The sequence below is a fragment of the Phocaeicola sp. GP0067 genome, assembly GCF_031119655.1.
Classification (GTDB): domain Bacteria; phylum Bacteroidota; class Bacteroidia; order Bacteroidales; family Bacteroidaceae; genus Phocaeicola; species Phocaeicola vulgatus.
This window is the reverse complement of record NZ_JAVHZY010000001.1, coordinates 327,020-353,323: the sequence shown is the minus strand read 5'-3', so window position 1 is coordinate 353,323 and position 26,304 is coordinate 327,020. Positions and strand designations below refer to the sequence as shown.

Sequence of the window (26,304 nt, the reverse complement as noted above, 5' to 3'; positions counted from 1 at the left end):
GAATATGGAAGAATTGATTGATAAACTGAAAGTTGAATTAATAGAAGCATTGAATCTGGAAGAAATCACTCCGGAGGACATTGACAGTGAAGCACCTTTATTCGGAGATGACGGTCTGGGCCTTGACTCGATTGACGCATTAGAGATTATCCTGATTCTGGAAAGGAATTATGGAATCAAGATAGAGAATCCTGCCAAAGGCAAGGAAATATTCTATTCGGTACGTACCCTGGCAGACTACATCACCGCCCATCAGAAATGAGGAAGATCTATGTCACCGGTCTGGGAGTGATTTCGGGCATAGGGAAAGGAGTGGAAGAAAACCTGGATTCCTTAAAAGCCGGGAAACACGGTATGGGGAAAATCACCCTTTTCCCCACCGCACTTGACGTACCCGTGTCCGAAGTAAAACAGAGCAATGAAGAATTAAAGAAACTCCTGTCCCTTCCATCCGGCAAGACGTATTCACGTACAGCCTTGCTGGGCTTGTGGGCAGCCCAAGGAGCGGCCCGTGATGCGGAACTCGATTTCACTTCTCCCCGTATCGGGCTCATTTCTTCCACTTCCATCGGAGGAATGGATGCAAGCGAGCGGTTTTATGCCTCTTTCCGGGAAGATAACCGAAAAGGGAGATTACGTGACATTATCTCCCATGACTGTGGGTCCAGTACCGAAATGATAGCCGCTTATTTGGGAGTGAAAGGAACGGTGACCACCCTCAGCACCGCCTGTTCTTCCGCCGCAAATGCCATTATGTTAGGGGCACGCCTCATCCGGCATGGTCTGCTGGACGCTGTCCTTGTAGGCGGAACGGATGCCTTATGCCGTTTCACGCTCAACGGTTTCAATTCATTGATGATACTGGACAAAGAGCACTGCCGTCCTTTCGACCGCACACGTGCCGGACTAAACCTGGGAGAAGGAGCCGGATACCTTGTTCTTCAATCTGATAAATCCCTTACTAAAGCTCCTTATTGCGAACTCAGCGGTTACGCCAATGCCAATGAAGCCTACCACCAGACAGGAAGTTCCCCCGACGGAGACGGGCCTTTCCTTTCCATGAGTCAGGCCATAGCCTCTGCCGGGCTGACAGCCGGAGCCATAGACTATATCAATGTACATGGTACAGGCACTCCCAGCAACGACGCTTCCGAAGGGAAAGCCATCCGGCGTATCTTCGATACCCGTATTCCTCCTTTCAGTTCGGTCAAGGCTTTCATCGGGCACACCCTGGGAGCCTCGGAAGGAATAGAAGCCGTATATTCCGTACTCTCCATCCGTCACGGACTGATTTACCCTAATCTGAACTTCCATCTGTCCGATGAAGAAAGCGGCCTCATTCCTGAAACGGTTTTCCGGTCGGGACTTCCCATACGGCATGTATTATCCAACTCCTTCGGATTCGGCGGCAACAACTCATCTCTCGTATTTTCCACTCTAACCCAATAGCGTATGTGCCCAGTATATATCAACCGTATCGCCTCTATCCATGCGGAAAGCAGAAATGAAAAGCCTTATTTCTCCGCACAGGAACCTGATTATAAAGAAATGATCACCAACGCCAATCTGCGGAGGCGCATGAGCCGCATGATCAAGATGGGAGTAGCCTGCGGACTGGAATGTCTGAAAGATATCCCGTCGGAAAAGGTAGATGCCATTATCACCGCTACAGGACTGGGTTGTCTGGCCGATACGGAAAAGTTTATGAACGCCTTGATGGACAACCGGGAACAGATGCTCAATCCCACCGCTTTCATTCAGTCCACCTTTAATACGGTGGGTGCACAGCTAGCTTTGCTACTCAAAATACATGCTTATAATGTTACGTATGTACACCGTGGTTTAAGTTTTGAAAGTGCTCTGATAGATGGCATCATAAGCATTGCCGAAGGCAAACAGCATGTACTGGCAGGTGCTATGGATGAAATAACCCCTACCAGCCATATCATTCAGCAGCGTTTAGGACTGTTGAAAGGAACGACAGCCGGTGAGGGAGCACAATTTTTCCTGTTAAGCGCACAAAAAGAGGAACAGACTTTTGCCGAACTGAAAGGGGTAGATACTTTTATCACCCGGATGAGTGCTCCGGAAATCAGTAACAGGATGCATCATTTTCTAAAATCTCACGGGCTTGCACCCGAAGACATTGACTGGTTTATCAGTGGCAAGAACGGGCAGGAAGCAACAGATGCCGTTTATACGGATCTGGAACACAGTCTGTTCCCTCATGCCCTGCATAGCAGTTTTAAAGAACAATGCGGAGAATATCAGACTGCTTCATCCTATGCTCTCTGGATGGCGGCAAAAGCCTTGAAAGAAGAAGCTTCATCCCGTTACGCATTGATTTATAACCAATATCAAGGTATCAATCACTCAATCATCTTAATCAAGCGATGCACATCCTAGTTTCTGTAGTCATCATAGTAAGCGTCATGGCCTATTAAAAAGATGCTTTTAAGATACTGAAAACAGGAATAATGCTTAACTTTATCCCTCATAAAATAAAAGTGGTAGAAATAATGAAGAAAATAACTGTTACGAATATTGATATATCCATATCTGTAAGACCTGATAATAATGATTATATCTGCCTGACAGACATGGCACATTTCAAAGACAGAGAACGTACTAACTACATTATACAAAACTGGATGCGTCTACGTAGTACGATTGATTTTCTAGGGTTATGGGAAAAACTAAATAATCCAAATTTTAAAGGCATCGAATTCGATGCTTTTAAAATGGAGAGTGGAACAAACAGTTTCACCCTAACCCCCAAACAATGGATAGAAAAAACTAAAGCAATAGGGATTATATCCAAGCCCGGGCGATATGGGGGAACTTTTGCCCATAAAGACATAGCTTTTGAATTCGGGACTTGGCTCAGCCCTGAATTTAAACTATATCTCATCAAAGAATACCAAAGACTTAAAGAAGCAGAATCACACCCTTTATTAAGTGAATGGAACGTAAAAAGAATACTTAGTAAAGTAAATTATTCCATACATACGGATGCAATCAAAGACTTTATTATACCTAAAGTAGAAGATTTCAATCAAAAACTTGTTTATGCCGATGAAGCTGATTTGTTAAATCTCGCATTATGGGGATGTACCGCAAGACAATGGCGTGAAGCAAATCCACAATACGCAGATAAGAATATCAATATCAGAGATGTAGCAAGCATAAATGAATTAGTCGTATTATCGAATATGGAATCCTTCAATGCAGAGTTAATCAAGCGTAAGGTGGACAAGTCTAAAAGGTTTACTCATCTTCGGCAGATGGCCAAAGAGCAATTAGCACACTTGAATACGATTGATACCGAAAAAAAGTTCAGAATACTGACAGATAATGACAAACAATTAGAATAATCTCTACAAGATCATTTATTAAAGTATCACTCAATCATCTTAATCAAGCAATGCACATCCTAGTTTCTGTAGTCATCATAGTAAGCGTCATGGCCTATTTCTTTTACGCTTCTTACAGCATCCGTGCCTGTATTTACATGCGTGTCTTCTGTTGCAAGAAAACCGAAGAGAAAATCATAGCCATCACTTTTGATGACGGGCCCGATCCGATACAGACCCCCAAAGTGCTGAAAGTGTTAAGAGAAAAACACATACCGGCCTGCTTTTTTTGCATCGGAAACAAGATAAAAGGCAATGAAGAACTGCTCCGGCAAATCATCAAAGAAGGACATCGTATCGGGAATCATTCCTTCTCCCATTCCGGCTATTTTCCTCTCTATACCTTCAAACGGATGTGCCATGATTTAATTACCTGCCAGCAAGAATTGGAAAAAGTGACCGGCCAACCGGTCCGATGGTTCCGGCCGCCTTTCGGAGTGACCAATCCTACCCTGGCTAAAGCAGTGCGCAGGCTGGGATACATCCCCATTGGTTGGAACATCCGCACACTGGACACTCAGCAACCCACTCCTGAAAAAATTATCAAACACATCAAGAAACGGCTCGTTCCGGGCTCCATCCTTCTGCTACATGACCGGATGCCCGATAGTGACAGGCTGCTGGTACAAGTTCTGGACTTTATAGAAAAAGAGGGGTATACGGTAGTAGCGTTAGATAGGCTGATAAAGGACATGACAAAATAAATTTCTTCTATATTTTCAACAGCAACATCACCAAGTTCCAGAAACGAGACCTGGTTCACCCTTCATGATCAAACCGATAAAAAGATAACTTCGTCTTACGTAAAACATAAAATTCTTCCGCCACTTCATTCCACTCATTACCAACAACTTGCCGTGTAAAAAAGTCTGTAATACCCCCAAACCGGTATGTAAGCGATGGAGTGGAACATTCACCCGTTATTTGCAAGAGAAGCGCAGATATCAGATTAAATCTGACAGGATATGCTGTACTTTCGTTCAACTTAATAGGATGTCAGTGTGTAAACTTCCGATATATACTGTTGCTTCACCAGTTTGAAACGGTGGTTTCACACTGGTGACAACAGCTCTTCACACAGGTGAAAACCCATCTTCACCTAAGTGAAAATCATATCCTACCGTTCTCCTTACAAGAATTCCAACAGACCTTCATCCTGCATAATGACGCTTTCTGCCAAACTGACTCCGACAGGGAAAACGGATAAACCGTTTCGAGGGGGATACAGGAGGATTCGTCACTATAAATTATTGATTAACAATAACATGCCGTGATAAAACAAAAAAATATTGCAACGCAGAAATATAACTTTTTTATTCATTATAATTGCCCATGTGAACGATTGTAGAAACAGGTAAAAATCGTAAATAAGCGATAAAGGTATGAATGGTTTCTCAAAATATACTATCTTTGCTTCCCATTACAAACGGATAAACCTCTATAAAGTATGACCTACATGAAAATACTTTTGCTCTTGATGTTCTGTACAGTCCTGCCGATGCAAGCCCAACAGATGAAGAAACTTACTGATCTGAAAGATTTTGAAGCCCGTCTGCTGCAAGAGGCTAAAAATATAGAGTCCATCGAAAGTAATTTCACTCAGATAAAATATCTGGATGTATTCGATGAGAAAATAACCTCGAAAGGAAAGTTCTATTATAAAAAGAGCAATAAGATATGCATGGACTACGCACAGCCCATGAACTACCTTATCGTGATCAACAACAACCAACTGAAAATAGTATCGGACGGAAAGAAAAGCATCATGGACCTTCACTCCAATAAGATGATGAACCAAATGCAGGATATGCTTACCGCCTGCATGGTGGGCGACCTGTCCAACATGTCGCCCGGCTATGCTTTGGAATATTTTGAAGACGCCCATTACTATCTCATTCAAATCAAGCCCGTCAGCAAAGCGATACAGGCATATATCAACCAGATTCAAATTTATTTAGACAAAAAAGACATGTCTGTCCACAAACTACGTTTATCGGAAACCGCAACCAACTATACCGAATACGAATTCTCGGACAAGAAATTCAATTCTTTGAAAGATGAGGCAAAGTTTACGATACGCTAGCTGGCTGCTGTTGCTGTTTATCCTGCTCTCCTGCTCACACCGGGTGACAGGGGAAGCTACGGCACTGCCTCCCATCCTGCAGGCAGAAGCACAGTCGCAAAAGTACAACTTGCAACTGGATTTCATGAAACATCATTTCAGCGGAATGCTCATTGTCCGCCAAATGCCTGATAACGAAATCCGTATCCTGGGATCCACTTACTTTGGCCTCAGCCTTTTTGACTTCTCCCTGCACTGCGACACCTTCATAGTGAACAGTTGCATGGAACCGATGAGGAAGAAAAAGATGCTGAAAATACTGGAAACTGATTTCAAAAATCTATTTCTAAAGAGTGAAAAAGCACGTATTAAAAAGAAAAGTAGTACTTTTGAGCAAAGAATCAGTGGCAAAGGATTTGGAAAGACGGTATTCACCTTGTCCGGCTTCGTAAACGGACAGGCGGAGAAAGTACAAATCAAGCATCCGCTGCTACGGTTAAGAATCCAATTGGACAAACTGAACATAAACAACCCTTGAAATGCTGCTGGAGAACTTTTATAAAATCATTCATATAAAGGAAAGAGAAGACGGAAAACAGGCAATAGAGATAGAGCTGAATCCCGGCCATATGCTCTATCAAGGTCATTTCCCCGGACAGCCGGTGGTTCCGGGCGTCTGTACCTTACAGATAATAAAAGAAAGTGCCGAACAGATCGCCAACCAACCTTTGCAGTATGTACAGATTGCTTCTTCCAAATTCCTGTCTGCCATCAACCCGCTGGAAACTCCGCTACTACAGCTGTTTATCCGATTAGAAAAAACGGAAGAGCACCTTTTCAAGTTGCAGGCAGAAGGCATTTGTAATGGAAAAGAATTTATCAAATTGAAAGCGGTACTGATGGCAAGTAAGTATCAATGAAGCAAGTCCTTCTGTTAAATATCCATAATAGCAAGAACAATAAGTCCATTTATAGTTGTCAACACCCATTAAACATCTTATATTCAGACAATTATAAATATGACACCTATGAAAACAAAATTCACAATGATTATGGCTGTTATTGCAACATTTGCAATAAGCTTGAACCTCCACTCTTCTAATGAGGAAGTAGTGTTTGGAGCACCTGCCGTGCAAATGCCACGAGGGGGACCAAAGTACTGTGCTTTCGAAACTGAATGGGAAAATTGCAAAATGGCTGCTACAGGCACAGTGTGTATCAGTGAAGATGGTAAATGCGGCACCGGAGTAGAGGTAGGTGCCCCCGGTGAAGGTTCAGGAGAAGGTGGGAATCATGGTGCTCCTACCAATTAACAACCAACAATTTATGTGGCCGGTTAGAAATCCGGTCACATAAATTACAAATATCATAAAACCGAAAATATTATGAATCGAACACTCCTTTTTATATCACTCTTTTCTATATTTACCCTCGTATCTTGCCAGTCCTCCCCAAAAAACGAAGCTGGCAAACAGAACGAAGTAGAACTGGTAGCAGAAAAACAGCTGACTTTCCCTTTAGACGAACAGACCTATTACTTAAGCAAATCCATGTTCCAATTCGAAGAAAACGGGAAAGAATACCTTCACTTTGAGAATACACAAAAATCATTATATGACATTGTCATTTTTGATATAGAGAATCAACAGATAGCCAAACGGATACCTCTTCACAAGACAGGTCCCAACGGGCTACCAGCTGTATTCGGCAGTAGACCTTCCCCCGATTCTCAATATATATTAGTTGCACAGAATAATATCAGTCGGCTCAGTTCCATAAACTCTCAAGGGGAAATAATACGAAACTATAATTTCCAAACTCCTGAAGGCAGATTTACACCCTTGTCTTTTGGCAGTTACTACAATGCACCTGCTTTTATCAAAGACTCATGCATATTTCTACGCCAAGAAATTTTAAAACCCGATATGAAAAAGGAAGACTGGCCTAGAACCCATATGTTCGCCTCACAGGATCTGAGAACAGGAGAAGTTAAATGGATTCCTATTTTCTATCCACCCATCTTTAAAGAGGAATATGACAATATCGCAGGAGGATACGGTTTTAGTTATGATTACAACTACAAAGAGAGCCGTTTGGTCTGTGGATTTTTCGGATATGACAGCCTGATGGTTACAGATGACTTGAAACATATCCGATGGTATAACGCCAAAAGCAGATATCTGAAAAGCATGAAGCCCAAACTGGGTAATTCTATGGAAGGCATTAATGCTATTATAAAACTCAATGAAAATCCTAGATATTGGCATATCATGTATGACAAATACCGCAATGTGTACTACCGTTTTGCCGAAATGCCTTACAAACTGGCTCCCAACGAAAGCCCCTATGACGAACCCAAAGGAAAGGAGTTCTCCGTCATTGTACTGAACGCGGATTTTGAAATCATCGGAGAAACAAAATTCCCCGGAAAGAAATATTTCTATAAAATGAGTTTTGTGGGAAGGGAAGGACTGTATATATCCGAGAACAATCTGGAAAATCCGCAATTCGACGAGAACAAGTTGGTGTTTACCTGCTTTAAAATTAAAAATGCATCTCCAAATAAATAATTAACGCCAGAATGCCCGCATCCGAAAATATACTATCTTTGTCACCCATTAGAAACCACATAAGTTCAGGTACGAAAACATTCATCCCAAACGTATCTGAATAGTTTGACTGAAAAACAAGATGAGTACAAACACAACATCGGTTTGGCGGAAGAAACTAAAGGAACTGGAGATTGTCGTCGTTATTCCCACCTACAACAACGGGAAGACACTGGCGGCAGTCATTGAGGAGGTATGCAGGTATGCAGACGATATCATTGTCGTCAATGACGGCTCTACGGATGATACGGCCAACATTCTGGAACAATATCCGGCTATCCGCACCATTACCCATCCTGTCAATAAAGGAAAAGGAACCGCTTTGAAGCACGGTCTTTCCCAAGCAAAAAAAGAAGGTTTCCGCTATGCCATCACCATCGATTCGGACGGACAGCATTTCGCTTCCGATATTCCCTGTTTTATCGAAGCCATTGAAAAAGAGCCCGACACGCTACTGGTAGGCGCCCGAAACTTGGCCTCCGACAATATGCCGGGCAAGAATACCTTCGCCAATAAATTCTCTAATTTCTGGTTCAGACTGGAAACCGGGCTGAAACTGGAAGATACACAATCGGGATACCGCCTTTACCCTCTGCGCAAAATGGATGTGCAAAGCTGCTGGTACACCGCCAAATACGAATTTGAGTTGGAAGCCATCGTCTTTGCCGCATGGGGAGATGTAGCGGTGAAGAACATTTCCATCCACGTGTATTATCCCCCGCAAGCAGAACGGGTATCCCATTTCCGGCCGTTCCGGGATTTTACCCGTATCAGTGTGCTGAACACGGTGCTGGTGCTGATTACCTGCCTTTGGATTGTTCCCCGTAACCTGCTCCGCAAACTGTCATGGAGCAACTGCAAGCGATTCTTCACCGACCATGTGCTGAATACACGGGAATCCAACCTGAAGATTGTACTCGCCATCATGCTGGGGATTTTTATGGGTATCGTTCCGTTATGGGGTTATCAGATGCTGATCACCCTCTTTCTTGCGCATCTGTTCAGACTGAATAAAGTGATTGCCCTTGTCGCCGCCAATATCAGTATTCCACCCATGATTCCCCTATTGCTGTACGGCAGTTACCGGACAGGCTGCATGGTACTGGGTAATCCTCCCGATTTGCATCTCGGAGACCTTTCTCTTGAAAATGTCAAATCAGTTTTAGAGCAATATTTAATAGGAAGCATTATCTTTGCAATGGCTTGCAGTCTGCTGTCTGGAGTAATCTCCACCGTGTTGCTGGCTATATGTAGGAGAAAAAACGGATATGACTAAATTCTTTGTTGGATTATATAACTATTTTGAAAGGCATAAAGTCTTGTTTTACCTGTCCCTCAGCGTATGCATCCTCTTTATGGCCCTTTTTGCCGCCCAAGTCAGATTCGAGGAAAACGTAACCAGTTTCTTTCCGGATACCAAGGACTCCCAAAATGCCATCAACGTATTTGAAAATCTGAAGATAAAGGATAAGATTATGATCATGCTGTCCGGCAAGGACGGTGTGGCGGATGCGGATTCCCTGATTGAAGCTGCCGAAACCATTAAACAGGATTTACAGCAACAAGCGGAAGGAACCCTGATTAAAGAGATCTTCTCAAAAGCCGACGAAAACCTGATCAACAGTGTCGGAGATTTTGTTTACGACAACCTGCCCCTGTTCCTTTCCGACGAGGACTACCAACGGCTGGACACCTTGCTTACCGCCGGAAACATTGCCGCCCTGATGCAGAAGAACTATTCCAACCTGATATCTCCGGCAGGATTCGCCTTGAAGAACTACATTATGCGGGACCCGTTGGGACTGGGCAGCCAGACGCTGAAACACCTGCAAGACTTCCAGTTGGAAGCTAATTACGAACTGATTAATGAGCATATCTTCTCACGGGACGGTTCCACCCTGCTGATGTTCATCACCCCGGTATTCAACACCGGAAGCACGGGCAAAAATGACAAACTCATCCGGCTGATTGAAAATGAGCTGCAAAAAGCGGAAAAGGAATATCCCCAATTGGTTGCCGAATATTTCGGAGGTCCTTCCGTAGGAGTGTACAATGCACGACAGATAAAGAAAGATACGCTGGTCACTTCTTCCATCGCGCTGATTATCATCATTGTCTTCATATCTCTGGTATTCAAGCATAAGAAATCCATTCCGCTTATCATCACCCCGGTGCTGTTCGGAGCTTTATTCGCCTTATGCCTCATCTACTTTATCAAAGGCGGCATTTCAGCCATTGCCGTAGGTGCGGGCTCCGCCGTAATGGGCATTGCCTTGAGCTACTCCATACACATGCTGGCGCATCAGAATCATGTATCATCGGTACAACAATTAATCAGAGAAATCGCCTATCCGCTTACCGTAGGCAGTTTTACTACCATCGGCGCCTTTTTCGGCCTCCTCTTTACCAGTTCCAACCTGTTACGGGATTTCGGTCTGTTCGCCTCGCTTGCCTTGATAGGAACCACGCTGTTTTGCCTGGTCTATCTGCCGCATTTCCTGAAAGGGCAGGCGCATGTAAAACAAGGGGCGGTGCTACGCTTTATCGAGAAACTGAACGCTTATCCATACGAAAAGAACAAAGGCTTGGTAGGGGGCATTCTCGTGCTGACCATAATATGTTTATTCACCTCGCAGAACGTGCGTTTCAACGAGGATATGATGAGTCTGAACTATGAGCCTGCCCACTTGAAACAATCGGAAAACAAGCTGGCCGAACTCTTTGACAAGAAAGAAAAGACTGTTCTCTTTGTCAGTACAGGCAAAGATATGGGAGACGCTACCGGACAATACGCCGAAACGAACCGGCTGCTCGCCCAACTGAAAGAAGAAGGAAAAATAAAAGATTACGCCTCTGCCGGACAGTTTCTGATACCGGAAGAGGTGCAGGAAGCACGGTTGAAACAATGGCACAACTACTGGACTCCGGAAAAGAAAGCCCGGTTACGCGAAACTATCCGGACAGAGGCTGCCCGTTATCATTTCCGTGAACATGCATTCGAGCCGTTTTTCCAATGGCTCGACCGTCCGTTCCAGCCTTTGGACTACCAGAATGAAATCACTACCCGGCTTCTGAACGAATGGCAGACTTCCGCCGATTCCCTGACCATGCTGATTACTCAGGTACGGATGAACGAGGCCGACAAGGAAGCGGTGTACCCCCTTTTCCAACCAAAAGAGAAGGTGGTTATCTTCGACCGCGGCTATTTCGCCAACCAATGGGTATCAGCCGTCAATCAGGATTTCTATCTGATTCTTTATATCTCCTCTTTTCTGATTTTCTTTGCCTTATGGATCTCCTACGGACGCATAGAACTGACTCTGATGAGTTTCCTGCCGATGCTGGTCAGCTGGATTATCATTGTGGGGTTAATGGGCATGCTGGGTATTGAATTCAATATCATCAACATCATTCTGTCCACCTTTATTTTTGGAATCGGGGATGATTTCAGCATTTTCATTATGGACGGATTGCAGAATAAGTACCGCACAGGACGGCAGTTGCTGAACTCGCACAAAACAGCCATCTTCTTCTCCGCTTTCACCACCGTGATAGGTATGGGTACGTTGGTCTTCGCACGCCATCCGGCATTGCAGTCCATTTCCCTCATCTCCATTTTGGGAATGATTGCCGTCGTACTGGTGGCCTACACGCTGCAACCCATCCTTTTCCGGTTCTTCATCACAGCACCCGCTTCCAAAGGGTTGCCCCCTTATACATTGACAGGACTGGCAAGAACCGGCGGCCTGTTCCTGCTGTTCTTTATCGGATGCCTGTTCCTGCGCTTGCTGATAGCTGTCATGACCTTGCTTCCTATCCGCAAAGCCTATAAGAAACAAGTACTTTGCCAACTGATACATGTCACCTGCAAAGGCCTGATCCATATAGCCACATTTGTACATAAAGAAAAAATAAACCGGACGGGAGAAACGTTTAAAAAGCCTGCCATCCTGATAGCCAATCATCAGTCTTTCATCGACATACTGGTATTATTGGCTCTGACTCCCAAACTGGTCATGGTAACCAATCACTGGGTATGGCACTCTCCTTTCTTCGGAGCCATTATCCGCTATGCCGATTTCTATTACGTAGGAGACGGCTACGAGCTTTACGTGGAGCGAATGCGCCAAAAGGTGAAAGAAGGATATTCCATCGCCATTTTCCCCGAAGGGACACGTACCTACGACGGACGGATGAAGCGTTTCCATAAAGGAGCCTTCTATCTGTCGGAAAAACTGCAACTGGATATCATTCCGGTCATCCTTTACGGTAACTGTAAAATCATAGCGAAAGCACAGCCGTTCAATGTACGGAAAGGCATCATGCTGACAGAGATTCTGCCGCGTATCCCGGCCAACGATGCTACGTACGGAACCACTTATCAGGAACGTACCAAAAGCATCTCCGCACGGATGAAAAAAGAATATGCCCGTATCTGCCGGGAGCAGAGCACAACGGACAATCCCGTCTTCTACGAAAACCTGGTACAGAACTATATCTATAAAGGACCGGTAGAGGAATGGTATATACGCATCAAGGTGAAAATGGAGGATAACTACAGGTTATTCAACCGGCTGGTTCCCGTCAAAGGACAGATTACTGATATCGGTTGCGGATTCGGACCGCTTTGCTATATGCTTTCCCAACTTTCCGAGGAACGGGAGATTACAGGGATTGATTATGATGAGGACAAGATAGCAGTAGCGCAACAGGGTTGGCTCCGCACTCCCCGCCTGCAATTTGTATGCGCCAATGCATTGGAATACCCTTTGCCGGAAAGTGACGCATTCATACTGAATGATATCCTGCATTATATGAGCTATGAGCACCAGCGGACCTTATTGCTCAGATGCATGGAGCGGTTGCGCCCGGAAGGAAAGCTGATTGTGCGGGACGGCAATGCCGCCAACACCCGGAAACACCGCCTCACCCGTTTCACGGAACTGCTGTCTACCGGCATTTTCAGTTTCAACAAGACGACAGAACAACTTTGTTTCACATCCGAAGCGCAAATAAGGAGCATCGCGCAAGAAGGTGGGATGCAGCTGGAGATTTTACCTAATGACAGATATACCTCGAATACGATTTATATCTTCCAAAAAAACAAACCGGAACATGAGTAAGTACGATATCATCATCATAGGCAGCGGACTGGGCGGTCTGGAATGCGGAGCCATCTTGAGCAAAGAGGGCTACCACGTCTGTGTGCTGGAGAAGAATGAACTGTTTGGCGGCTGCTTCCAGACTTACCAACGCGGCGGGCACCGGATGGATACCGGCATTCACTATATCGGCAGTCTGGATGAAGGACAAATCATGAATCAGTATTTCCGTTATTTCGGTATCATGGACAAGTTATCCATCAAACGGATGGATGAAGAAGTGTTCGACCGGATTTATTATAAAGACGCTATCTATGATTACGCCATGGGGCATGAACGGTTCATGGAAACCCTGTGCCACTCATTCCCCCATGAACGGGAGAACTTAAAACGGTATGTGGCAGCTATCCGATCGGTGGGAAACCTGATCAGCACAGACCACCTGAAAAAAGGCCGCCTGTCCCAAGAAGGCATGGATTTCTTTGCCACCTCAGCAGCCGGGATGATAGCATCCGTTACCACGAACAGGGATTTACAGAATGTACTTGCCGCAACCTCCCTGCTCTATGGCGGGATCAAAAATAAATCCACCTTCTATGAGCACGCCATGATTAACAACTCTTATCTGGAGAGCGCCTATCGTTTCACGGAAGGAAGTATGCAAGTCAGTCTGGAATTAATCCATATCATACGTGCCAACGGCGGTACGGTGCTGAACCGGAAAGAAGTGACCCGTATCCTTGTCAAGGATGAAGCCATACAAGGAGTGGAAGTGAACCATGAAGAGATACTGGAAAGTACCTACGTCATATCCAACCTGCATCCGCAACTCACCTTATCCCTGCTGGATAAGAACCATTCCATCAAACCGGCTTTTGTGTCTCGCATCAAGTCACTGGAAAACAGTTACGGGATATTCACGCTCAATCTGATGATGAAAAAAGACTGTTGCCCCTATCAGAACCATAATATATACCTGCACGGCAATGAGGATGTATGGTATGACAAAGAGATGCACAAAGGGAATACCCCCAGTTGCATGATCTCCATGCAAGTACCCCGCGGCAACAGCAAATTCACAGAGGTGGTTTCCATACTGACCCCCATGTATATGGATGAGGTCAGCAAATGGACGGATACGACCCCCGAACACCGTGGCGAGGCATACCGCCAGTTCAAAGAAGAAAAGACGGAACAGATCTTGCAGCTCCTGAGGCGGTTCGGATTTCACTGGAATCATTGCATTGAAAAGATCCATACCACGACTCCGCTGAGCTATCGGGACTATACCGGAACCATAGACGGTTCGGCATACGGCATTGTCAAAAACTACCAGTATCCGCAAATCAGTTTTGTTTCCACACGCACCAAACTGAAGAATCTGTTCCTCACGGGGCAGAATCTGAATGTACACGGCGCTTTGGGCGTGACGCTGACAGCCATGCTCACTTGTTCGGAATTTGTAGGTCAGGAATATTTAGCAAAGAAAGTAGGCAATGCATAAAATTCTGAAGAAAACCATAAAGTACGGGGCAGCTGTCCTGTTGACGCTGATAGCGGTGATCCTGACAGGAATCGGCTATCTCTATTTATCTGCCGATATGATGACTCCGCAATTTGCGTCTACCCCTGAAACGGATCGTGTGATACGGAAAGACAATCTCCGGCAGTATGGCGGAAACTACCTGCGGCACAGTGAGAGCGGACTTTGGGAACTGAAAGTCAGCGGACCTGCCTACGAAAGAGGCAAAGCCATCGGCCAACTGACTTCCGACTTACTTTATTTTCAGGAAAAAGTATTTGTGGATCAGATAAAAGAGATAGTCCCCTCTGAAAGTTATCTTAAATTCCTCCGTTTCTTCATTGTCCTTTTCAACCGGAATCTGGGGAAAAATGTGCCGGAAGAGTACCGGGACGAGATTTATGGCATCTCCCTCTCCTGCACCCATGAGTATGATTTCATCGGCACCCCCTACGAGCGTCAGTTGAATTACCACTCCGCTCACGACTTGGGACATGCCATGCAGGACTACATGCTGGTAGGATGCAGTTCATTTGCCTGCTGGGGTGAGAACAGTGCCGATTCTTCCCTTATCATCGGCCGTAATTTCGATTTCTACATGGGTGACGCCTTTGCACGCAACAAGCTCGTTTCGTTTTACCAACCCGAAAACGGATATCGCTTCGCATCCGTGGGATGGGCCGGAATGACCGGTGTCCTTTCCGGCATGAATGAAACGGGGCTGACTGTCACCATCAATGCCGCCAAATCGGATCTGCCTGCCGCATCCGCCACCCCTATTTCCATTCTGACCAGGGAAATATTGCAATATGCTTCTACCATTGAGGAAGCATACGCTATCGCCCGGAAACGGAAAACATTTGTCTCGGAGTCCATACTGGTGGGTTCGGCCAAGGACGGCAGAGCCGCAATTATCGAAAAATCGCCGGAGAAAATAGCCTTATTCACAGGAAACGGGCAGCAGATCATCTGTACCAACCACTACCAGTCAGAAACCTTCGGCCATGACAAACGGAACCTGGAAAACATAGAAACTTCGGACAGCCCCTACCGCTTTGCCCGCTTGCAGGAACTGCTGAAAGAAAACGCACCGATAGATGCCCCCAAAGCCGCCTCTATCCTGCGCAACCGGAAAGGAGTGGGAGAAGCGGAACTGGGCCTTGCCAATGAAATGGCCATCAACCAGTTCATCGCCCATCACTCCGTCATTTTCCAACCCGAGAAAAAACGGATGTGGGTATCCACCGCTCCCTGGCAATGCGGCAAGTACGTGGCATACGACCTGAACAGGATTTTCAGCGACTCCATCGATTTCAACCATGAAATCTATACCGAAAACCTGACAGTGCCTGCGGACTCCTTCCTGCAACAACAGGAATACCAACAGCTGATGACTTATAAAAGACTGGCTCCTGTACTACGGAAGCAGATTAAAAAGAAAGAACGGCTGGACGAACAGACCCTGCATGCCTTCCAACATGCCAACCCTCATTTCTTTTATGTGTACGAGTTGCTGGGAGATTACTATCATGCCACAGGACAGCAGGACAAAGCCCTGCGCAATTGGAAGAAAGCCCTCTTGCTTCCTATCCCCAAGCGAAGTGAATCAGAACGTATAGAACATAAAATAAACAACTAAAATGAATAAGAATCCGGAAATACAATTCCGCTCCCCTGAAGAAATCAAAGCCTATCAGGAAAGCAGGCTGGCTGAGGAACTGCTTTATTTGCAGAATCATTCACGATTCTACCAACATCTGTTCCAAGCATATCACATCGATATACAACAGATAAAAACCATAGAAGACTTGCAACAAATACCTGTCACGACCAAGACAGACCTGCAACTTCATAATGAAGATTTTATTTGCGTGAGCCGCGATGAAATTATTGACTATGTCACCACTTCGGGAACCTTGGGCGACCCCGTCACTTTCGTATTGACTTCCGAGGACCTTGACCGGCTGGCCTACAACGAATATCTGTCATTCACCACCACCGGATGCAGCAGACAGGATATACTACAACTGATGACCACCATAGACAGACGTTTCATGGCGGGCCTCGCCTACTATATGGGAGCCCGTGAGCTGGGCATGGGGGTAGCCCGTGTGGGAAACGGCATTCCCGAACTGCAATGGGACACTATCCGGCGCATCCATCCCACTTGCGGCATGGTAGTCCCTTCCTTTCTGATCAAACTGATTGAATTTGCCGAAAAGAACCATATTGATTACCATCACTGCTCCATGCAGAAATGTGTATGCATAGGCGAAGCACTCCGCAATCCCGATTTCACCCTGAACACACTGGGTAAACGGATACACGAGAAATGGGATTCCCTGCAACTTTACTCCACCTACGCATCTACCGAAATGCAATCCTCGTTTACCGAATGTAATGAATTTCACGGTGGCCACCTCCAGCCGGAACTGATTATCGTAGAGTTTCTGGATGATAACAACCAACCTGTAAAAGAAGGGGAAGCAGGCGAAGTGACCATTACGACTTTGGGAGTAAGAGGAATGCCGCTGCTCCGCTTCAAGACCGGAGATATCTGTTACCATTATACCGAACCTTGTGCCTGCGGACGTAACACCATCCGTCTCAGCTCCATACTGGGCCGTAAAGGACAAATGATAAAATATAAAGGTACGACCCTTTACCCACCCGCTTTATTCGATATTCTGGATAACATCCCCCATATCAAGAATTACATTGTAGAGGTTTATACCAATGAACTGGGAACGGATGAAATACTGATCCGCATCGGAAGTGAAAACCGCAGCGAAGCCTTCGCTAAAGAAATCAAAGACCTGTTCCGTTCCAAAGTACGGGTGGCTCCGAGTATCAATTTTGAATCGGCAGAGTATATCGCGAAAATACAAATGCCGCCCATGAGTCGAAAAATAGTTAAATTTATTGATTTGAGATAATATTTTTCTACCTTTGGCAGCAGCAAAACAACACTTAAAAAAGAACTAATATGAAACAGTTACTCGTTTTATTGTTCCTTGTAAGCAGCATGGCTTGCTTCGGGCAAAACAAAGACGCATTGAAAGACATCTCTTCCGTGACATTTTATGGCATAGACTTTACCCGTGCCAAAGTGTACGGAGCAAAAGAAGGCCCCATGCAGTTCAAATATACTTTTGATGACATCAACAAGCTTTTCATCACTGAGCCGAAGAAGTATGATATTGGCAAAAGACTGGGTGTCAATGTAGAAGTAACCTCATTGGAGGCAGTAAACGATGCCAACAAGACCATCAATCCCGATGAGATCATGACGACCAACAGCGGATACACCCTGGATGAAAAACAGATAGAAGAAGTCATCAAGACACTTCCTATCCTCTCTCAAGAAGAAAAAACAGGATTGATTATGGTTGCCATGCTTTTAAACAAGGCAGATGCAAGAGCGACCTATCAAATTGTATTCTTCAACACGAAAACCCGTGAGATACTGTATAGCGCACCGACTAACGGCAAAGCACGCGGTTTCGGACTACGCAATTATTGGGCAGGTTCCGTACACAACGCCATGAAGAAACTAGACTAACATATAATCCCGGTTCACTGTAGGGGTGAAATGCTCCCACCCGATACCACAAAATCAATGTATCCGGATGAACTCAATTCACCCCTACAGCTATAAACCTTTATTAATCAAACCCCTCTACGGTACCAGAATACTACCAGCCATTTCCTGATAAGGATAAGTAAACCAAAAGCAAGAGCCTTCTCCTTCTTCTGACTCCACACCGATAGTTCCACCCATCTGTTCCACCAGACTCTTACAAATAGACAAGCCAAGTCCCGTACCATGAACAAAACTGTTCAGTTTCACAAAACGGTCAAATACTGTTTTTATCTTATTCTTCGGGATTCCCATTCCTGTATCACGAACATAAAACCGCAGATACCCATCTGTCTGCCTATAATATCCTAACGTTATGCTGCCCGAAAAAGTGAACTTCAAAGCGTTATTAATGAAATTGGAAATGACTTGATTCAAACGATTCTTGTCTGCCCATACATGACATCCGGGCAAGCATTCTTCAAACACCAGCTCCACACCGGCCGGCACTTTCATGCGTAAAGAACGGATAATCTCACTGCAAAGCAGATTGACATCCGTATCACTCTTGACAAATTCAAAAGCTCCCGACTCCATCTTCGATAAATCAAGAATATCTGAAATAAGCTGAAGAAGCAACTCCGTATTCTCCTGTACAATAGCCATGTACTGCTTGCGGTCCTTCATATCTTCCGTTTCCGTTAAAAGGCTGGAAAACCCCACTATAGCATTCAGCGGAGTGCGGATCTCATGACTCATATTAGCCAGAAAAGCGGATTTCAAACGATCCAGCTCTTCCGCTTTATCTCTTGCCGCTATCAACTTCCGCTCCGTTTCTTTCAGTTCAGTTATGTCATAATTGACACAAACCATATCAATAATCCCGTCTTCCGGACGAAAATCGCGTACCATTACATTGACTCTTGTCCATGTATACGTGCCATCTTCACGTAATATACGCACATCACGCCTCAGATGGCTGGCTTCCGTATCAATACCTGATCAAAGAAGCGAAGCATCATCCTGCGATCATCCGGATGAAAATGAGAATGCACTTTGATAATCTCATTCAATGGAGTTCCTTCTTTCTCACCTACATTCCGATACCAGCTATTCACAGCATAGCCATCACATTTCAAGGCATTAAAATGGGCATATCCTACTTTGGCATAGTTACCAATCAATGTGAAAAACTCCTCAAAGTCCTGTATTTTGCTATATGCATTTGTTGTTTCCGTATTATCAATATTGATCAACAATATATTTATCAGATTGCCCAAAGCATCATAAAGTGGAGCGAATTTTGAGATCAAACTGATAGTACCGGTACGAGAAGTAGAATAATAGCCGTCCAAACGGTCGAAATCATAATTAAACGACATATCAATAGGTGCTCCTGCTTTCAACTTATCTTTCAACCCCTGCGGCAGCAAAGGATTATCAAATAAATTCAATCCTATCACATCCTCCTTATGCCGGAGACCGAAGATTTCCATCTCCTTGTCATTCAAATCTGTCATAAACCCATCCTTATCATACAACTCGATACCAGCAGGAAGATTCTTATAAATATTCTGCAAATAAGCTTTTTCCAGCCGGGCTTCAGATTCAGAGCGTCTCAATTCCATACAAATACTGATAATATTACCCAAAGAGACAAACCATTGATAATCCTCATTACACCAATTCCGGTGCTCACGCACCATATCCACCCCTATATACCCCCACACTCCGTCTTTTGAGTTCAAAGGCACCACCATAGTAGATTTCACTCCATATTCCTCTAATCTACGCTTATCCGCCCCGGCTGAATCAGGAAGCAAATTTAATGTAAAAAGAATGATAGGATTACCAGCCAATATCTGTCCTGTCCACCAAGAGGCATAATCAATAGAAGATTCCGACAATAAAACCTTACGTTCTTTTATACCCTCCACTGCTATTTCATAGGTACAGACTTCCGTATGCAATTTCCTGTCCAATTCAAAAATATAAGTACGATCTGCTTGAAATTGGCGCAATACCTCCTTTAAAATCTTATTGATAACCAAGGTAATATCATCAGAATGCAAAAAATCAAGCAATGACTTGGAAATGCCGTTCAAACGAGATAATAAAGAGTTCAACCGGTCTACCGTCTGCTCCTGCATATTCATCCGTTGCCGGGAAATACATTGCAACATACCCATGACGCGGACATGACCTTCTTTGGTAATACGCTTCTCACCGACCTTGGTACTGACCCACATCATCCCATATTTGGAATGTATCGGAAAAACCTGCTCATAAATCTCCATCATCCGGAAAGAGCGAAATTCCTCCAAAATACGCTCCCGATAATTCTCACAAATCAGATTCGCGAAATCTTTAGCAGAAATCTTATTCCCTTCTATTCCTAACAAATCGGCTACAAACTCAGAACAATAGTAAACTCCTTCATCAAAGTCCACCTCCCACCATCCTATGCGTGCCATTGATACAAGCTGCTGCAACCTTGCATCATTCTCTTGAATCTTCCCCATATACAAGCTACCTTTTAATTTATGCACCAAGATAATCATTATCTGTCAATACCAAATACTTAAACATGAAAAAATAAACACCGGCAATAAATAATCAATGCCCGAAATCTATTTTAACGCAGTTCACTTGCAAATAAACAGCGAACTGTGTATTTTCGTAAAAGAACTACATTACAAACCTTACAAATTCGTATAACCATGAAACGTAATATCCTATTATTAATAATTTTGACAGTCATATCCTTAGAAGCATCCGGACAAAAATATACGATTTATGTGGATGACTTCAATAGTGAGATCAAAATACCCAACAGGGCGATCAACCTGATTCGTCTCGCATTTATCGATGGTATCCGCAACACCAACCGCATCAATGTAGTGGACGCCGTTTCGGCTGGCAGTGATCTCAGTCTGAGTCCGCTGGAAGATGCACGCCGCTTCAGAGCAGAGTACCTGTTAAAAGGAAACCTGATACAAAGGGAAGCAACCGATGACGGAAGCTCTCACAGACGTTACCACAGCCGTGAGAACAGTTATAAAGAGAAATTCACCCTGCGCCTTGATTTAATACGGACCAGTGACGGAGTAACTATCAGCACACGCAATTATGAAGAGACAGGCTCAGCATCCGGTAAAGATGCCACCCAATATAGCGCTTTAGAGAATTCATTAATCAATGTGCCATACGAAATGGGACTTTTTGTAGAAAATCACTTCAAAGTATACGGTTCAATACTGAAAGTGGTATCTACCAAAAGAGACAAGGCAAAAACCATTTATATCAACCTGGGATATGATGATCCTATCAAAGAAGGATTACGCTTTGATGTAGTGGAAGATGGCATACTGGAAGGACATAATATAGAAACCAAAATCGGTGAAATACGGATTACCGAAATCATGGGACCGAAAATCTCTTTATGTAAAGTGAACAAAGGGGGTGAAACTATTCTTACTGCATTAAATGAAGGAAAGACCTTGAAACTTATTTCCAGACAGGCCAAACTGTTCGATGAATAACATACCATTCATAATGAATATACAACAACACAACCGCCGACCCGGCATCTGCCAAGGCCCGGCGGTATTACTATATCAAGACAAACCGCTACTTTTCTATAATGGAAGTTAGAGGATGACGGTTCCCCTTTATCTCTCTCAGAAATGCTTTTGCCGAACCAAAATTCAAATATAAATCCAAACGCACCGGCAAATGGTTTTTATCATCAGTTACATAAAAGGTTATTACCTCTTTTTCTTTTCCTTTTTTATACTCTACCAAGGAAAAGACCAAACAACGGTATTTCACACCATTCTCCGCCTTAAAATTCTTCCGGCCACGATAAATCAATGTTTGCTGCTCTACTTTAGTACCTGTAGCCATATCAAACAATATTTTATCGCCGACTTTATAGTCACTTACATCAAATGAACGTGCCCTCATCAATATGCTCAGCATATCAAAAATACACTCATCACTTTGGTCTTTCGATTTCACCGTATCCCGTTCCCTCCTCATACGACGCTGATCGGCAATACATTTCCCGTTTTTATAACTGAACCATACTTCGTCCACCGTATAGCGGTCGCCCTCTTCGGCTCCTTTACGAAAATAAACAGGTTCCAGACGACTGCTGGTAATACAAGTCAATGTATCACGCATCTTAAAAAAGAAATCAACTTGTCTGTTACTGACAGAAATCAAGTTACTACGAAAACAAGGTTTCCCCTGATAAGTAATAGCCTGCATGTCCATTTTTGCCTGTCCGGCAGCAACCCAAATGAATTTCCAGTTAAACTTTAAATCGTACACTAATTCTTCACCTGCCTGGATAGCTTCGTTTTGTGCCGCACATTGCGCCCTGGTTGCCATAATGGCAAACCAGCCGCACAATAATATGAGAATAGTTTTTTTCATCGGCCTAGTTTTCTAGCTCTTTCTTTATTTCTATCTTGCACCTTTTTGGTCTCTTCCGGTTTTTGTTTCTTTATTTCATCCAGCTTTTGCTTGTCTATAGGAATAGCATTCACATCCCAATTCTCTTCAAATTCAAAGTTAGCTTTCATTTCCCAAACTTTCGGGAAATAGAAAACCTCTTCAGGCTGAATCTTCTTATCATAATCTCCCGTATCCCAAACTCCGTTATTATTATGGTCGTTAAACAAACGTATATAATATTTCGTACTCGGATTCAAGAAATAGAAGTCCGCCGTTCCTTCCTCCGTTACCGGTTGTTGGCGCAATACATTTCCATTCGCATCCAACAACTCGGCAACAGCATGGGGAGCAGTTCCTTTTATATTCAACAAGATAGTTCCGTACTCGTCCATTTTTTTCACTTTCACCGTTTGCTGGACTTTGTCCGTATGCAGCCCATAAATACCAATAAACGCCAAAGAATCAATAGTCAACTGATATTCCTGCTCCGGTTGCCAATCTGCCAATATCTGATATTGACGTGGCATCAACGAGTCAGCCATAAAGAAGAAAGGAGCCGGTTGCCACACACTATCCACCTTTACTTCCATATGAATGGCCGCCGTGTCTATGCTTGCCACAGGTTCTTCAAAAGATAGATAGATATTCCTGTATATATCGAATGCTGACGGAGCATCGACGTTCATAGTCAGGAATTTAGTTGGTTCCACCCTGATGGTATCTCCTTTTTTCTCCCTTTTTTTACGTTCCTTCTCCTTTTCCTCATTCGCTTTTTTCTGCAATTTTTCCCGTTGCTCTCTTGTCAGTTTATTAGCCAGATAAATGGTATCGGTTTTGGGAACCAACCGGTTTAGTGTATCCGTATATAAATAATCCAACTGAACCTCCAGCGTATCCATCTGATAAACCAACGAATCCTTGATCCAATAACAAATTGAGTCGTTTCGTGGAGTCGTTTCTATAATAAACGCATCCTTCTCATCAAAGTTCAATCCTTTCAAAACAGGCAACGTATCGGCCGGCGCACTGAAAGATAATATAAAATGATTCTCTTTATCACGCTCGCTCTTGGACAGATACTGGCGGTTATTTATTCCCTTAAATGCTCTTAGAACAATATTATCCGGCAGAAAACGGGTATACCCCACTGTTTTAATCGTATCGATAGTCGCTGTATCCTTCCACAACGTATCCTGACGCACAGCAGCCTCCATGGAAGGAATAATAATAGAATCACAAAAAGCAATCATCTCGGTCTTGGAGTCATACAAATAATTCTGGTTACCATCCATCAAACCAAAGATATGATATTTACCAGGTGCGATACCGCGGATGGTAAAACGCCCTCGGCTATCAGTACGGGATACACGGTCAAACGGTTTCTTGACAAAAGCGCTATCGCTCAGATCTGCATGCAATCCCACCATCATACCTTTGACAGGTTCCAAATCAGCAGCAGCCAATACATTTCCGGAAACTTCCAGTGTATCAATGGCTTCTCCCGTAGAAAAAGAAAAAGCATAATTACCTAGCGGATTACCCTCATTGTTATCCACAATGGCATCTGAGAAATCAATGGTATAAGTGGTATTGGGTTTCAATGAGTCCATGAGGTTAACCAATACTCTTCTGCCGCTTGCCTTAATATCAGGTTGTTCCAATTGAGGAGGAGACACTACCACCTTCTCCGATGTTTTCTCTAATTTGATGAACTCATCAAATTCAATGGCAATCTTCTTATTCTTATTGTTTGTTGCATACGGCTTGGGAGAGCTTCTGATAAACTTGGGCGGCTCCTCATCATACGGACCTCCATCCGGTGTTCCCATGCTTGCGCAGGAATACACCACGATCATCAGCATCAACAAAGCAGGTAATTTATGTTTTTTCCAATTCATGTTCTTATTGGTTCAAGCTTAGCATTTCTTCTATATAATCACGCGTATTGCTCAATCTCGGCACTTTGTGCTGTCCGCCTAATTTGCCTTTTTCTTTCAGCCAATCGTGGAACAGATTAGGTCTCGCCACAATTATTTCCAACGGCTGCAAGGTAATGTTTTTATGGCGTTTAGCTTCGTAATCGGAGTTAATTTGTTGTAAAGAAGTGTCAAGAACCCGACTAAAATTCTCTAAAGAATCCGGCATAACGGCAAATTCTATCAGCCACTGATGACGGCACTTGGCATGTGCATCCATGAAAACAGGAGCAGCAGAATAATCAATAATCTGTGCACCGGTCGCCTCGCAGGCTTTTGCCAACCCTTGTTCCGCATTATCCACCATCAACTCCTCACCAAATGCATTAATAAAGTGCTTGGTACGCCCTGTTATAACAAATTTATAGGGGTGTTTGTTGGTGAACTTCACGGTATCACCAATCATATAACGCCACAATCCGCAGGAAGTACTGATGACCATCGCATAATTTTTATTCAACTCCACATCTGTTAACGGAACAATATGAGGATTTTCAGTACCGACATCTTCCATCGGAATAAATTCATAAAATACCCCATAGTCAATCATCAGCAACATGGAAGGATCACTGAAATCACTTTGTAATCCGAAAAAACCTTCACTGGCATTGTATGTTTCCATATAATGCATCTTGTCGCTACGAATAAGCTGTTTATATTGTTCGCGATAAGGAGTAAAAGCAACCCCTCCATGAAAAAAAACTTCCAAATCAGGCCATACTTCCGCCAAATTATCCGTTCCCTTCACTTCCAGAATATGTTTCAGTACAGCCATCATCCATGACGGCACTCCTGAAAGATTGGTCACATTCTGATTCATTGTGGCACGAGTAATCCTTTCTACTTTTTCCTCGAAATCACTCAGCAACGCAATCTTTTTATCGGGCACCCGAATCAGATTGACCAACGGATTCACATTTTCAATCAATATGGCAGAAAGGTCTCCTACAAGACTTCGTTTCACATTATAGTTTGGTGCATGGCTTCCTCCAAGAATCAGACCTTTTCCAGAGAAAAAACGACTCTCAGGATTTTGTTGGAGATACAGCGCCACTGCATCCATACCACCCGCATAATGAATATCATGAAGTCCCTCCCTGCTGACAGGAATAAACTTACTTTTGTCATTAGTTGTTCCTGAAGATTTGGCAAACCACTGCACTTCTCCACGCCACAGGACATCTTTCTCTCCATGACGCATCCGTTCTACGTATGGCTTGATTTCTTCGTAAGTCTGTATAGGTACACGTTGAAAGTCTTGATATCTCTTTATGTCTTTATAGCCATATTTCAATCCCCACTCCGTATGGGCCGCATCCTTCATCAGCCGGCAAAACACTTTATGTTGGAGCGCCTCAGCCTGAGTTGCATACAAGGCTGTCGCTTTTTGTCTGGGCTTGAATAGCGTACTAATTAATCTGGTAGAATTCATTTGTCTTAGTATACGATTCGTTATATCTTGCAAAAATAGCTTATTTCTATATTATAATGGCTGATAACATTATTTTTTTTATAGTTTTCTACATTACTTTTATTTTTTGTTATCTTTACGGTCGCTTACAACTTAACATCAAAGGCT

At 43.9% G+C, this 26,304-nt stretch carries 20 protein-coding genes and 1 pseudogene; 17 read left to right on the top strand and 4 right to left on the bottom strand.

Annotated elements, in window-relative coordinates; translation table 11 throughout:
• The first annotated feature begins 4 nt into the window (after nucleotides 1-4).
• From RE317_RS01285 to RE317_RS01210, 16 genes are all read left to right on the top strand, one after another.
• Nucleotides 5-262, top strand: coding sequence for a phosphopantetheine-binding protein (locus RE317_RS01285; RefSeq protein WP_005844336.1), 258 nt, complete (start codon nucleotides 5-7; stop codon nucleotides 260-262).
• Nucleotides 259-1,449: a beta-ketoacyl synthase gene (locus RE317_RS01280; RefSeq protein WP_005844334.1), complete on the top strand. Its 1,191-nt coding sequence runs from the start codon at nucleotides 259-261 to the stop codon at nucleotides 1,447-1,449. The genes RE317_RS01285 and RE317_RS01280 overlap by 4 nt, the downstream gene beginning before the upstream one ends.
• A 3-nt stretch (nucleotides 1,450-1,452) precedes the next feature.
• Nucleotides 1,453-2,406: a beta-ketoacyl synthase chain length factor gene (locus tag RE317_RS01275; RefSeq protein ID WP_008781358.1), complete on the top strand. Its 954-nt coding sequence runs from the start codon at nucleotides 1,453-1,455 to the stop codon at nucleotides 2,404-2,406.
• Nucleotides 2,407-2,519: 113 nt separating this feature from the next.
• A complete protein-coding gene (locus RE317_RS01270) occupies nucleotides 2,520-3,374 on the top strand; it encodes a KilA-N domain-containing protein (RefSeq protein WP_005850183.1) in 855 nt (284 codons plus the stop codon).
• Between the two features lie 50 nt (nucleotides 3,375-3,424).
• Complete coding sequence (locus RE317_RS01265; protein ID WP_008781357.1) at nucleotides 3,425-4,117, top strand: polysaccharide deacetylase family protein; 693 nt, start codon at nucleotides 3,425-3,427, stop codon at nucleotides 4,115-4,117.
• A gap of 743 nt (nucleotides 4,118-4,860) precedes the next feature.
• A complete protein-coding gene (locus tag RE317_RS01260; RefSeq protein ID WP_008781356.1) occupies nucleotides 4,861-5,496 on the top strand; it encodes an outer membrane lipoprotein carrier protein LolA in 636 nt (211 codons plus the stop codon).
• Entirely contained in the window at nucleotides 5,471-6,013 is a 543-nt protein-coding gene (locus RE317_RS01255) for a hypothetical protein (RefSeq protein ID WP_022508325.1), read from the top strand. Before RE317_RS01260 ends, RE317_RS01255 begins: the two co-directional genes overlap by 26 nt.
• Before the next feature lies 1 nt (nucleotide 6,014).
• Complete coding sequence (locus RE317_RS01250) at nucleotides 6,015-6,395, top strand: hydroxymyristoyl-ACP dehydratase (RefSeq protein ID WP_117677884.1); 381 nt, start codon at nucleotides 6,015-6,017, stop codon at nucleotides 6,393-6,395.
• A gap of 108 nt (nucleotides 6,396-6,503) precedes the next feature.
• On the top strand, nucleotides 6,504-6,788 hold the full coding sequence (locus RE317_RS01245) for a hypothetical protein (protein WP_117677895.1): 285 nt from the start codon (nucleotides 6,504-6,506) through the stop codon (nucleotides 6,786-6,788).
• A gap of 72 nt (nucleotides 6,789-6,860) precedes the next feature.
• Entirely contained in the window at nucleotides 6,861-8,045 is a 1,185-nt protein-coding gene (locus RE317_RS01240) for a DUF4221 domain-containing protein (protein WP_117870176.1), read from the top strand.
• A gap of 121 nt (nucleotides 8,046-8,166) precedes the next feature.
• Nucleotides 8,167-9,360, top strand: coding sequence for a DUF2062 domain-containing protein (locus RE317_RS01235; protein WP_117870174.1), 1,194 nt, complete (start codon nucleotides 8,167-8,169; stop codon nucleotides 9,358-9,360).
• Nucleotides 9,353-13,207 carry a trifunctional MMPL family transporter/lysophospholipid acyltransferase/class I SAM-dependent methyltransferase gene (locus tag RE317_RS01230; RefSeq protein WP_117873208.1) on the top strand — a complete coding sequence of 1,285 codons (3,855 nt, stop codon included), beginning with the start codon at nucleotides 9,353-9,355 and terminating at the stop codon, nucleotides 13,205-13,207. The genes RE317_RS01235 and RE317_RS01230 overlap by 8 nt, the downstream gene beginning before the upstream one ends.
• Complete coding sequence (locus tag RE317_RS01225; protein WP_008666629.1) at nucleotides 13,200-14,690, top strand: NAD(P)/FAD-dependent oxidoreductase; 1,491 nt, start codon at nucleotides 13,200-13,202, stop codon at nucleotides 14,688-14,690. The genes RE317_RS01230 and RE317_RS01225 overlap by 8 nt, the downstream gene beginning before the upstream one ends.
• On the top strand, nucleotides 14,683-16,347 hold the full coding sequence (locus RE317_RS01220) for a C45 family peptidase (RefSeq protein WP_008666627.1): 1,665 nt from the start codon (nucleotides 14,683-14,685) through the stop codon (nucleotides 16,345-16,347). Before RE317_RS01225 ends, RE317_RS01220 begins: the two co-directional genes overlap by 8 nt.
• Nucleotide 16,348: 1 nt before the next feature.
• The gene (locus RE317_RS01215; protein ID WP_008666626.1) at nucleotides 16,349-17,644 is read left to right on the top strand and encodes a phenylacetate--CoA ligase family protein; all 1,296 of its coding nucleotides are present in this window, start codon (nucleotides 16,349-16,351) and stop codon (nucleotides 17,642-17,644) included.
• Between the two features lie 50 nt (nucleotides 17,645-17,694).
• On the top strand, nucleotides 17,695-18,270 hold the full coding sequence (locus RE317_RS01210; RefSeq protein WP_008666624.1) for a hypothetical protein: 576 nt from the start codon (nucleotides 17,695-17,697) through the stop codon (nucleotides 18,268-18,270).
• Between the two features lie 117 nt (nucleotides 18,271-18,387).
• Here RE317_RS01210 and RE317_RS01205 read toward each other — a convergent pair.
• A pseudogene (locus RE317_RS01205) lies at nucleotides 18,388-20,810 on the bottom strand (ATP-binding protein).
• A gap of 198 nt (nucleotides 20,811-21,008) precedes the next feature.
• Between RE317_RS01205 and RE317_RS01200 the strand changes: the two are divergent.
• On the top strand, nucleotides 21,009-21,830 hold the full coding sequence (locus tag RE317_RS01200) for a hypothetical protein (RefSeq protein ID WP_008666620.1): 822 nt from the start codon (nucleotides 21,009-21,011) through the stop codon (nucleotides 21,828-21,830).
• Between the two features lie 88 nt (nucleotides 21,831-21,918).
• Here the strand turns inward: RE317_RS01200 and RE317_RS01195 are convergent, their stop codons facing one another.
• From RE317_RS01195 to RE317_RS01185, 3 genes are read right to left on the bottom strand one after another with little or no spacing between them, the layout of a single operon-like run.
• Entirely contained in the window at nucleotides 21,919-22,728 is an 810-nt protein-coding gene (locus tag RE317_RS01195) for a DUF3108 domain-containing protein (protein WP_005844302.1), read from the bottom strand.
• Entirely contained in the window at nucleotides 22,725-24,647 is a 1,923-nt protein-coding gene (locus RE317_RS01190) for an Ig-like domain-containing domain (RefSeq protein WP_032952966.1), read from the bottom strand. Before RE317_RS01190 ends, RE317_RS01195 begins: the two co-directional genes overlap by 4 nt.
• A 4-nt stretch (nucleotides 24,648-24,651) precedes the next feature.
• On the bottom strand, nucleotides 24,652-26,157 hold the full coding sequence (locus tag RE317_RS01185; RefSeq protein WP_032939269.1) for a GH3 auxin-responsive promoter family protein: 1,506 nt from the start codon (nucleotides 26,155-26,157) through the stop codon (nucleotides 24,652-24,654).
• Nucleotides 26,158-26,304: the final 147 nt, after the last annotated feature.

Bases quoted from the DNA above. Each gene is read 5' to 3' on its own strand.
- RE317_RS01285 (WP_005844336.1), top strand. From the start codon at position 5: ATGGAAGAATTGATTGATAAACTGAAAGTTGAATTAATAGAAGCATTG.
- RE317_RS01280 (WP_005844334.1), top strand. From the start codon at position 259: ATGAGGAAGATCTATGTCACCGGTCTGGGAGTGATTTCGGGCATAGGG.
- RE317_RS01275 (WP_008781358.1), top strand. From the start codon at position 1,453: ATGTGCCCAGTATATATCAACCGTATCGCCTCTATCCATGCGGAAAGC.
- RE317_RS01270 (WP_005850183.1), top strand. From the start codon at position 2,520: ATGAAGAAAATAACTGTTACGAATATTGATATATCCATATCTGTAAGA.
- RE317_RS01265 (WP_008781357.1), top strand. From the start codon at position 3,425: ATGCACATCCTAGTTTCTGTAGTCATCATAGTAAGCGTCATGGCCTAT.
- RE317_RS01260 (WP_008781356.1), top strand. From the start codon at position 4,861: ATGACCTACATGAAAATACTTTTGCTCTTGATGTTCTGTACAGTCCTG.
- RE317_RS01255 (WP_022508325.1), top strand. From the start codon at position 5,471: ATGAGGCAAAGTTTACGATACGCTAGCTGGCTGCTGTTGCTGTTTATC.
- RE317_RS01250 (WP_117677884.1), top strand. From the start codon at position 6,015: ATGCTGCTGGAGAACTTTTATAAAATCATTCATATAAAGGAAAGAGAA.
- RE317_RS01245 (WP_117677895.1), top strand. From the start codon at position 6,504: ATGAAAACAAAATTCACAATGATTATGGCTGTTATTGCAACATTTGCA.
- RE317_RS01240 (WP_117870176.1), top strand. From the start codon at position 6,861: ATGAATCGAACACTCCTTTTTATATCACTCTTTTCTATATTTACCCTC.
- RE317_RS01235 (WP_117870174.1), top strand. From the start codon at position 8,167: ATGAGTACAAACACAACATCGGTTTGGCGGAAGAAACTAAAGGAACTG.
- RE317_RS01230 (WP_117873208.1), top strand. From the start codon at position 9,353: ATGACTAAATTCTTTGTTGGATTATATAACTATTTTGAAAGGCATAAA.
- RE317_RS01225 (WP_008666629.1), top strand. From the start codon at position 13,200: ATGAGTAAGTACGATATCATCATCATAGGCAGCGGACTGGGCGGTCTG.
- RE317_RS01220 (WP_008666627.1), top strand. From the start codon at position 14,683: ATGCATAAAATTCTGAAGAAAACCATAAAGTACGGGGCAGCTGTCCTG.
- RE317_RS01215 (WP_008666626.1), top strand. From the start codon at position 16,349: ATGAATAAGAATCCGGAAATACAATTCCGCTCCCCTGAAGAAATCAAA.
- RE317_RS01210 (WP_008666624.1), top strand. From the start codon at position 17,695: ATGAAACAGTTACTCGTTTTATTGTTCCTTGTAAGCAGCATGGCTTGC.
- RE317_RS01200 (WP_008666620.1), top strand. From the start codon at position 21,009: ATGAAACGTAATATCCTATTATTAATAATTTTGACAGTCATATCCTTA.
- RE317_RS01195 (WP_005844302.1), bottom strand. From the start codon at position 22,728: ATGAAAAAAACTATTCTCATATTATTGTGCGGCTGGTTTGCCATTATG.
- RE317_RS01190 (WP_032952966.1), bottom strand. From the start codon at position 24,647: ATGAATTGGAAAAAACATAAATTACCTGCTTTGTTGATGCTGATGATC.
- RE317_RS01185 (WP_032939269.1), bottom strand. From the start codon at position 26,157: ATGAATTCTACCAGATTAATTAGTACGCTATTCAAGCCCAGACAAAAA.